At 46.5% G+C, this 325-nt stretch carries 1 protein-coding gene; it reads left to right on the top strand.

All coding sequences use genetic code 11. The features are described 5' to 3' along the window. Window positions 1-325: type VI secretion system Vgr family protein (locus tag EXE30_RS15780; protein WP_165382428.1), on the top strand; the 325-nt coding region annotated here is incomplete at both ends.

Here is a 325-nt window from a genome sequence, read left to right on the forward strand (position 1 = left end):
TCGAGCAGGCGAAGGATTACTGATCACCACCCATGCACAACAACAAGCACAAGGTGAGCACCTCGAAGCGCAAACAGCCAAACAACAACTGGAAGGCAACCAGAATAATGCCAAAGCCCTCAGTGAAGTGGCGAAGAACCAACAAACCGATGAGTTAGAATCGGTTGAGCAGTTACAGGCATTTGCAGAGCAAATTCAAGACAAAATTGCTCGTTTTGAACAAGCGATGCTATTGCTGAGTTCACCCAATGGTATAGGACTCAGTACCGCAGAAGATATTCATCTATCTGCAGACGGACAACTGAACCAATTTGCAGGGGATAGT

This window comes from Acinetobacter halotolerans (assembly GCF_004208515.1).
In the GTDB taxonomy this organism is placed as follows: Bacteria; Pseudomonadota; Gammaproteobacteria; order Pseudomonadales; family Moraxellaceae; genus Acinetobacter; species Acinetobacter halotolerans.